At 43.1% G+C, this 9,070-nt stretch carries 9 protein-coding genes; 8 read left to right on the top strand and 1 reads right to left on the bottom strand.

What is annotated here, in order from left to right; genetic code table 11:
* Positions 1–281 precede the first annotated feature (281 nt).
* Positions 282–833: a hemerythrin domain-containing protein gene (locus ACP45E_RS07140; protein ID WP_017035412.1), complete on the top strand. Its 552-nt coding sequence runs from the start codon at positions 282–284 to the stop codon at positions 831–833.
* A 109-nt stretch (positions 834–942) separates the two neighbouring features.
* Here the strand turns inward: ACP45E_RS07140 and ACP45E_RS07135 are convergent, their stop codons facing one another.
* Positions 943–1,122, bottom strand: coding sequence for a DUF3545 family protein (locus ACP45E_RS07135; protein WP_017035411.1), 180 nt, complete (start codon positions 1,120–1,122; stop codon positions 943–945).
* Between the two features lie 724 nt (positions 1,123–1,846).
* On the opposite strand from ACP45E_RS07135, the gene ACP45E_RS07130 reads away from it, so the two are divergent.
* The 7 genes from ACP45E_RS07130 to deoA all read left to right on the top strand — a co-directional run.
* Positions 1,847–3,277: an alanine/glycine:cation symporter family protein gene (locus tag ACP45E_RS07130; RefSeq protein WP_017037351.1), complete on the top strand. Its 1,431-nt coding sequence runs from the start codon at positions 1,847–1,849 to the stop codon at positions 3,275–3,277.
* A gap of 95 nt (positions 3,278–3,372) precedes the next feature.
* Positions 3,373–4,146 (top strand): peroxide stress protein YaaA, encoded by a 774-nt coding sequence (gene yaaA / locus ACP45E_RS07125; RefSeq protein WP_017035778.1) that lies wholly within the window; start codon positions 3,373–3,375, stop codon positions 4,144–4,146.
* Between the two features lie 39 nt (positions 4,147–4,185).
* Positions 4,186–4,359 carry a hypothetical protein gene (locus ACP45E_RS07120; protein WP_017035777.1) on the top strand — a complete coding sequence of 58 codons (174 nt, stop codon included), beginning with the start codon at positions 4,186–4,188 and terminating at the stop codon, positions 4,357–4,359.
* On the top strand, positions 4,356–5,138 hold the full coding sequence (locus tag ACP45E_RS07115; RefSeq protein ID WP_017037352.1) for a TatD family hydrolase: 783 nt from the start codon (positions 4,356–4,358) through the stop codon (positions 5,136–5,138). The genes ACP45E_RS07120 and ACP45E_RS07115 overlap by 4 nt, the downstream gene beginning before the upstream one ends.
* Before the next feature lie 204 nt (positions 5,139–5,342).
* Positions 5,343–6,605 carry a NupC/NupG family nucleoside CNT transporter gene (locus ACP45E_RS07110; RefSeq protein ID WP_017035775.1) on the top strand — a complete coding sequence of 421 codons (1,263 nt, stop codon included), beginning with the start codon at positions 5,343–5,345 and terminating at the stop codon, positions 6,603–6,605.
* 525 nt (positions 6,606–7,130) lie between these two features.
* Positions 7,131–7,907: a deoxyribose-phosphate aldolase gene (gene deoC / locus ACP45E_RS07105; RefSeq protein ID WP_017035774.1), complete on the top strand. Its 777-nt coding sequence runs from the start codon at positions 7,131–7,133 to the stop codon at positions 7,905–7,907.
* Positions 7,908–8,001: 94 nt separating this feature from the next.
* Positions 8,002–9,070 (top strand): thymidine phosphorylase (deoA, locus tag ACP45E_RS07100; protein WP_069584836.1); only part of this gene is annotated, 1,069 nt, incomplete at its 3' end.

The following is a 9,070-nucleotide window of genomic DNA, read 5'->3' as shown; positions in this document are numbered from 1 at the left end:
ACCGCTCTTCCGATCTTGTCGGCATTTCTCTCAAGCGAATGAACTTTTAATGAAGCAAAAAAAATCTCCGATTGATTGGATGCTTTAACATAAGGCTATGTGACTGTGTTTTGCCGGATAAAAAACATAAACATAAAGAAATGCATGCCAGAAGAAGCTATGAGCCAACTTATGAATCAAAGACAACAAATCACTATTTGATGGTTATTTGAACAAGCTCAATATGCGTTAAGGTTGTCTCATATACACTGACTAAAAGTAGGTGTTATGGAGAGACTATTATGATGATAGAAAGGATTCGGCGTGAGCATGGGTATATGGTCCGCTTACTGGCAATATTGAACAAAAAGTTACTGTTGTTGAAAGATGAACAAGCTATTAGTTACTCGCTCGTGCGAGATATCGTTGATTACCTGACCAACCATTCAGAGAAAGTGCATCACCCAAAAGAAGATATTCTTTATCACTATTTTCTGACGCATTATGGGCATCAATTTGAGATCAGCAATCTTGAGCATGAGCATCAACAGCTGTCTGAGAAAACACATGAATTTCTGAATGTTGTCGATATGATTCTCAAGGATGCAGTGATCCCACAAGAGTTATTTATTAGCCTTCTCGACGAGTTTTTATTGGCGCAAAGGCGTCACTTAGAAGTGGAAGAAGGAGCGGTTTTACCTCTGATTGAGCGAACGTTCAAGGCGAGTGATTGGCAAAAGGTAGAGGAGTTGTGGGATGTCAGTGAGGATGATCCCTTATTCGGTGATACCATTGCTGACAAGTATCAGCAGTTGTCTCGAAGAATCACTTTGCTGGAATCTGAGTCTCTGTGATGATGAATCGCTGCAAGAGGCATTGACGATTGTGGCGAATGACTAAAACCAAAGGCGCCAATTTGAGTGTTAGCGCCTTTACTTTTTTTATTCAAACAATGAACTCAGGCTAAATATCTAAGTCTTCTACTTTAAAGTTCATATCCATATCAAGCAGTTCTTTTTGTAAACGCTGGCGGTCTTTGATTGCTTCTATTTCTCTCCACTTGCGTTTGACCGGTTTAGAGCGAGTTGCTTTACCTCGTGGGAATGATATATCCATAACGTCATCGAACTGCATGCCTTCCATAAGCCACCTCAATTTATTCTATTAAGCCTGAAACAGAGTCTTTTTAATACCACGGTTTGCATAAGCCTATCCTTGATTTGTTTCTCATTTGTTTCTTTTTTATGAAGGTTTTATGTGTGTTTCTTACTAAGTATCACAAAAATAAAAGCCGAAATGATGAATAACTGAGCAAATAGATGACGAAGATGAATAAAGTTTTCCGCTGATTTGGACAGAGAGGTGATGGGCTTCTAGGTTGGATAATCGTTAACATTTACCTTTTTGGTTCGCTTAATGTCAGTCAAACATCCATTAGGTGTCGTTAAATCCCTGAAAACGCGCCGCTCCTTTCTCTCACTGCCCTAAACCGCTTTTTACTATCAAATGATGCCTGATGGACGTAATAAATTATTAATGTTGAAACTTAACAATGTCTATGTGTGGCACTTGTGATTTATTTTGGTTTTATGTGTTAAATTTACAATGAAAATTAGCGGATAATTACATAGATATGAAACATTGTGATTATTGATTTTTGTGAATCCAAGCGTCATCATCCTGCGGTCAAAAAAGATATGGGTGATGAGTTAGACAACGATAGCGGTTTAACACAACAAGCATCATTACAAAAATAATAGATATTTATTGCTCTGCCGTTGATGAGCAATATGAGTTTTTAGCACTAAGCTCTGTAAGCCCCTGGCTTGTTTAGCTAAAAGTAGTGCAAATACCGAAAGAGGTTCTTGTGACAGACTTAATTAATTTGATGAACGATCTCCTCTGGGGTTCGATTCTAGTTTATTTACTTGTTGGCGTTGGTATCTACTTTACTGTGCGTCTTGGTTTCATTCAGTTTCGCCATTTCGGCCACATGTTTAGTGTTCTTAAAAATAGCCGTAAAGCAGATAAAGCGGGTATCTCATCTTTTCAGGCCCTTTGTACTAGCTTAGCTGCTCGTGTCGGTACCGGTAATATGGCGGGGGTAGCGGTAGCTCTAACCGCTGGTGGCCCTGGCGCCATTTTCTGGATGTGGTTGATTGCCATGCTCGGTATGGCGACATCATTTGCGGAAAGCACGCTGGCCCAGCTGTATAAAACACGTGATAACGATGGTAACTACCGTGGTGGCCCGGCTTACTACATGGAAAAAGGCCTGGGTATGCGTTGGATGGGGGTACTGTTTTCTATCTTCCTCATCATAGCCTTCGGACTGGTATTCAATGCCGTACAAGCCAATGCAATAGCAGGTGCCATGAACAATGCGTTTGGTTTTGAAGAGCTGTACGTTGGTATCGCTATTGTTATTATCTCAGCGTTCGTCATCTTTGGTGGAATACGTAAGATTGCTCGCACAGCAGAGCTGATTGTTCCTGTTATGGCATTGGCTTACTTGTTGATCGCGATTTACGTTATGTTGATGAACATTGAAAAGGTGCCGGATGTATTGGCCTTAATCTTCAAAAGCGCATTTGGTTTTCAAGAAGCGGCTGCGGGCGGGCTTGGTTATGCCATTGCTCAAGCGATGATTCAAGGGATTAAGCGCGGTCTATTTTCAAACGAAGCAGGTATGGGTTCTGCACCTAATGCGGCAGCGTCTGCGACACCGTATCCACCGCACCCTGCTTCACAGGGTTATGTTCAGATGCTGGGTGTATTCACAGATACGATCGTGATCTGTTCATGTACGGTGGCTATTATCTTAATGTCTGGTGAATACGTTCCTCACGGTGAAATTACCGGTATTGAGTTAACGCAGCGTGCATTAACGGCTCAAGTCGGTGATTGGGGTGGAATCTTTGTTGCGGTGGCGATTTTCTTCTTTGCCTTTACATCTATCATTGCGAACTACTCCTACGCAGAAACGAATCTGATATTCTTAGAGCACAACAATAAGAAAGGATTGGCGCTGTTTAGGGTTGTGGTGCTTGGCATGGTGATGTTCGGTTCGCTAGCTTCTCTACCAACCGTGTGGGCACTGGCTGATGTCTCTATGGGGTTAATGGCCATAGTGAACTTGGTGGCGATCATCTTGTTGTCTGGTATCGTGATCAAACTGGCCAAAGATTACAATCGCCAATTGGATGCGGGTAAGCTTCCTACATTTGATGCGAATGACTTTCCAGAGCTTCAATCTCAGTTAGAAGATGGTATTTGGGATAACAGCAAAAAAAGCTAATCGGTTTGACTTATTAGAGTAATTGAAAAGCCATGCAGACAATGCGTGGCTTTTTTTGTAGTCTAGAGACGTCTCATGAATATGGAATTTACACTATGCTAGTCGTTATCTCACCTGCAAAAACGTTGGACTACGAGTCTCCGTTACCTACAGAGCAATTTACTCAGCCAGATTTTATCCCCCATTCTAAAGAGCTTATCGATGAATGCCGTAAGCTGACCCCAGCGGATATTACCGCCTTGATGAAGGTCAGTGACAAAATTGCAGGACTCAATGTGGCTCGGTTTGAGCAGTGGAGCGAAACCTTCTCGTTCGAAAACGCCCGCCAAGCACTCTTTGCATTTAAAGGGGATGTGTACACAGGGTTAGATGCGGCCACTCTTTCTCAAGGAGATTTGGACTTTGCTCAACAGCACTTACGAATGTTGTCGGGTTTATATGGCCTACTCAAACCTTTAGACCTCATGCAGCCATACCGCCTTGAAATGGGAACGAAACTGGCTAATACGCGTGGCACCAATCTGTATCAGTTTTGGGGTAACCTGATTACCGATAAATTGAATCACGATATCAATGTCCAAGGCGATAATGTATTGATCAATTTAGCCTCCAATGAATACTTTAAAGCGGTCAAGCCAAAGAGCTTAGATGCAACGGTGATAACGCCAGTGTTCAAAGATTGCAAAAATGGGCAGTATAAAGTCATCAGCTTTCACGCAAAGAAAGCACGCGGCATGATGGCTCGATATATTATCGAAAATAGGGTTGATTCGATTGAAGCATTGACTCAGTTCGATAGCGCAGGTTATTACTTTGTTGAAGCTGAATCTTCACACAAAGAGCTCGTGTTTAAACGTGAAGAACGCTAACCCGTTTTAGGCGGGCGTATTTAGAAGGTAAGCGCGGCAATGGTGAAGTGGCTAACGTTTTGGTTAAATAAATACGATGCATGGTGCGTGTCGATGGGGCTGACACCAGAAAATAAGCGCAGCTGTGTGCCTTACAAAAAAGATCCATCGACCGAAAACGAATCAATCGCGGAGAGTCATTCAATGGTTGATAATGACAAGAACAAGCCATGACAATGCCCCCTTTGTTTGATACGCATTGTCACTTTGACTTTGAGCACTTTCAAGGTGACTTCAATGCAGAACTATCGTCAGCTGAGCGAGAAGGGGTAAAGAAGTTTCTTATTCCTGCAATAAATGAGAGCAACTGGCAAGCGGTGCAATTGCTCTCTTCGCAGCACCCTCAAATTTACCATGCTTTGGGTTTCCACCCTTATTTTCTTAATGATTCAGTAGAGCAAGACGTCAAAGCCCTTTCGCAGGCTCTTGAACTCCGTTCCCCTCAGTGTGTTGCCATTGGCGAATGTGGGCTCGACTTTTCAATTGATGCCTCCCAAGCATTGCAAGAACGGTATTTGTTAATACAACTAGAACTGGCTCAGCAGTATCAATTACCCGTTATTCTTCATTGTCATAAAGCGAACCATCGCCTCATCCCATTATTAAAAAAGTACCCGCTTGCTAAAGGAGGTATATTGCACGGTTTTTCCGGCAGCTTGCAGCAAGCGATGGATTTTATTGAATTGGGTTTTTATATCGGTGTGGGTGGAACCATCACCTACCCAAGGGCGAACAAAACGAGAAAGACAATGTCTGATTTACCATTGGACTATTTGGTTATTGAAACCGATGCGCCTGATATGCCTATGTGCGGTTTTCAAGGGAAGAAAAATCACCCTAAAATGTTGCCAAAAGTCTTATCAGAACTGGCGTTGCTTAAAGAGCAACCAGAGCAAACGGTTGCGCAATCGTTGTGGGAAAGTAGCCATAGATCGCTATTTATTTGTGAATGAATTCTAAATAAGTTGTAGGTTCTATGATTTTTGTATGAGTTTGATGTGATTTGAATCACAATTGTGAATGAATAAAGTGTGTGTCTTAACAGAAAGTGTGAGTGCAGCATTACTTTATCTCATTCATGCTGCGTATAATCACCGTGCTTTTTAGCTCCACTTTTGTCACACGCCAATAAATAACTAATAAGGAAATCATAAACTATGAGCCTGTTTATGAGTATCATCGGGATGTTCGTTCTGCTTGGAATAGCAGTTCTTTTATCTGACAACCGCAAAGCGATTAACCTACGTACTGTAGGCGGCGCTTTCGCAATCCAATTTATAATCGGTGGTTTCGTACTTTACGTACCATGGGGTCGCGATCTTCTTGCTGGCTTCTCTGCTGGTGTACAGAACGTAATCGACTACGGTAAAGACGGTACAGGGTTCCTATTTGGAAACCTAGTTAACTTCTCAGTTGATGGTATCGGCTTCATTTTTGCTTTCCAAGTACTACCAACTCTTATCTTCTTCTCTGCATTAATCTCTGTACTTTACTACATTGGTGTTATGCAGTGGGTTATTAAGATTCTGGGTGGTGGTCTACAAAAAGCATTGGGCACATCTCGTGCAGAATCAATGTCTGCTGCTGCGAACATTTTCGTAGGTCAAACAGAAGCACCACTTGTGGTTCGTCCGTTTATTCCTAAGATGACTTCATCTGAGCTATTTGCAGTAATGTGTGGTGGCCTAGCATCTGTTGCTGGTGGTGTACTCGCGGGTTATGCATCAATGGGTGTTCCACTAGAGTACCTAGTTGCTGCGTCATTCATGGCGGCACCTGGTGGTCTATTATTCGCAAAAATCATCAAGCCAGAAACAGAACAAGCTGCTGATGAGCTAGGTGATGACATTGACGGCGGCGCTGATAAACCAGCTAACGTTATCGATGCAGCAGCAAGTGGCGCATCTGTTGGTCTTCAACTAGCACTAAACGTTGGCGCAATGCTACTTGCTTTCATTGGCCTTATCGCGCTAGTGAACGGCATCATCGGTGGTGTTGGCGGTTGGTTCGGTATGGGACACCTAACACTAGAAATGCTTCTAGGTTGGTTGTTTGCTCCTCTAGCATTCCTAATTGGTGTGCCTTGGGCTGAAGCAACAGTTGCTGGTTCTTTCATCGGCCAAAAACTGGTTGTGAACGAATTCGTAGCGTACCTAAACTTTGTACCTTACGTGGGTGAAAATGCTCAAGTTCTTGCATCAACTGGTGCCGTGATGTCTGAGAAGACGCAAGCTATCATTGCCTTTGCACTATGTGGCTTCGCTAACCTGTCTTCTATCGCGATTCTACTTGGTGGTCTAGGTGGTCTTGCTCCTAGCCGTCGTCAAGAGATTGCACGCATGGGTGTTAAAGCCGTTGCAGCAGGTACTCTATCTAACCTAATGGCGGCAACTATTGCTGGCCTATTCCTCTCTTTCTAAGAAAGAAGAGTCAGTTTATATAGACGCCTTGTAATCAAGCCCCGTAGCCACCTAGTGTGCTGCGGGGCTTTTTGTTTTCTGGCAATACATTTTTTGGGGTTAGCGGATAAATAGCTTTTATCGCTAAGAGGTGAACAAGGAGTAAGATAGAGTTAGATTTTTGAGATACAAACCGTTTGCGTTTTATTTGGTGCTACAGTTTTGCAATGAATATCTATACTGTATAGGTTAGATACACATTGTTGAGTGGGTGAATAACAACTCTTCACGGTAATACATCTCAAAATAGGCATATGATTTGCCTACGCAGACACCGCAATCATTGATTGTAGTGCCATGGACCATAATTGGTACTGTGCGGTGACAAGGATAGCAATTAGTACATGTTCGCTGTATGTACTGAGTCTTCAAGGAACCAAGTCCGTTCATTTAAGGCTATTGAGCCCGCTTTGCCCCAACGTTAAATTGCTAATATGGGTGCGAGTTCGATAGAAAATGAATTGAATATATTGATCGGAGATAGAAATGAGCGATTTAAAAGCAGCAGCACTACGAGCACTTAAATTAATGGATCTAACCACGCTAAATGATGATGACACCGATGCAAAGGTGATCTCACTGTGTCATGACGCGAAAACAGCCGTAGGTAACACTGCTGCAATTTGTATTTACCCTCGCTTTATTCCCATTGCGAAGAAGACATTGCGTGAACAAGGCACACCAGACGTGCGCATTGCAACCGTGACAAATTTCCCTCATGGTAATGACGATATTGACATCGCCGTTGCAGAAACAAAGGCAGCCGTTGCTTACGGTGCTGATGAAGTGGATGTTGTCTTCCCATACCGTGCGTTAATTGCTGGCAATGAAAAAGTCGGCTTTGAGTTGGTTAAGCAATGTAAAGAAGCGTGTGGCGATATTTTATTAAAAGTGATCATCGAAACGGGTGAGTTGAAAGAAGAAGCATTGATTAAGAAAGCATCGCAGATTTGTATTGAAGCGGGTGCCGATTTCATCAAAACTTCAACGGGTAAAGTACCAGTGAACGCTACGCCAGAATACGCACGCATGATGCTTGAAGTTATTCGCGATATGGGCGTTGCTAAAACGGTCGGCTTTAAGCCTGCTGGTGGTGTTCGCACTGCGGAAGATGCACAAGCTTACCTTGGTATGGCTGATGATCTTTTAGGTGCCGATTGGGCTGACAATATGCATTATCGTTTTGGAGCATCAAGCCTACTAACCAATCTACTTAACACATTAGAAGTGACAGACCAAACAGCGGATCCTGCCGCGTACTAAATCTATAACTGTCTGTTTTATGAAGTGGTGAAAGTTCACCACTTCATCTCTTTATTCTACAAACCAATGTTTACAGCAAACTTGGGAGATTCTAATGTCTAATATTAATCAAAACTACTTACCTCAAGAAATCATTCGTAAAAAGCGCGATAACGAAGTTCTGACAACGGATGAGATTAATTTTTTCATTCAAGGTGTGGCAAAAAATACCGTATCTGAAGGCCAAATTGCAGCATTTGCAATGGCGATATTCTTTAATGAAATGACGATGCCAGAGCGAATTGCTCTCACGTGTGCGATGCGTGATTCAGGCATGGTGATTGATTGGGCGCACATGAACTTCGATGGTCCAATTGTTGATAAACACTCAACCGGTGGTGTCGGCGATGTGACGTCATTAATGCTTGGCCCTATGGTGGCCGCATGTGGTGGGTTTGTTCCAATGATTTCTGGCCGCGGCCTTGGCCACACGGGAGGAACTTTAGACAAATTAGAGTCCATACCTGGTTATAACATTACTCCAACCAATGACGTGTTTGGTCAAGTGACTAAAGACGCTGGGGTGGCCATTATCGGTCAAACGGGGGATTTAGCTCCCGCAGATAAGCGTGTTTATGCCACGCGTGATATTACCGCAACCGTGGATAACATCTCGTTAATTACCGCTTCGATACTGTCGAAGAAACTAGCGGCAGGTTTAGATTCACTTGTGATGGATGTAAAAGTCGGCTCAGGTGCTTTTATGCCAACGTATGAAGCGTCGGAAGAACTGGCTAAATCTATCGTTGCCGTGGCTAATGGTGCCGGTACTAAAACAACCGCTATCCTTACCGATATGAACCAAGTTCTTGCCTCTTCAGCGGGCAATGCGCTTGAAGTGAGAGAAGCGGTGAGATTCCTAACGGGTGAATATCGTAATCCTCGCTTGCTCAATATTACATTGGCTTCTTGTGCTGAAATGTTGGTGTTGGGGAACCTTGCTGACAACAGTGAAGAGGCCCGAGAGAAATTGATGGCCGTTCTGGATAACGGCAAAGCCGCAGAATGCTTTGGTAAAATGGTTGCAGGCTTAGGCGGGCCAGAAGATTTTGTAGAAAATTATAATAACTACCTAGAAAGCGCAGAAATTATTAAACCTGTTTACGCACTTGAACGTGGTGTTG

This window comes from Vibrio genomosp. F10 str. 9ZD137, assembly GCF_049974785.1.
Classification (GTDB): Bacteria; Pseudomonadota; Gammaproteobacteria; order Enterobacterales; family Vibrionaceae; genus Vibrio.
This window is presented reverse-complemented; position numbering and strand designations above follow the sequence as displayed.

Bases quoted from the DNA above. Each gene is read 5' to 3' on its own strand.
- yaaA (WP_017035778.1), top strand. From the start codon at position 3,373: ATGCTAGTCGTTATCTCACCTGCAAAAACGTTGGACTACGAGTCTCCG.
- ACP45E_RS07115 (WP_017037352.1), top strand. From the start codon at position 4,356: ATGACAATGCCCCCTTTGTTTGATACGCATTGTCACTTTGACTTTGAG.
- ACP45E_RS07120 (WP_017035777.1), top strand. From the start codon at position 4,186: ATGGTGAAGTGGCTAACGTTTTGGTTAAATAAATACGATGCATGGTGC.
- ACP45E_RS07140 (WP_017035412.1), top strand. From the start codon at position 282: ATGATGATAGAAAGGATTCGGCGTGAGCATGGGTATATGGTCCGCTTA.
- ACP45E_RS07110 (WP_017035775.1), top strand. From the start codon at position 5,343: ATGAGCCTGTTTATGAGTATCATCGGGATGTTCGTTCTGCTTGGAATA.
- ACP45E_RS07135 (WP_017035411.1), bottom strand. From the start codon at position 1,122: ATGGAAGGCATGCAGTTCGATGACGTTATGGATATATCATTCCCACGA.
- deoC (WP_017035774.1), top strand. From the start codon at position 7,131: ATGAGCGATTTAAAAGCAGCAGCACTACGAGCACTTAAATTAATGGAT.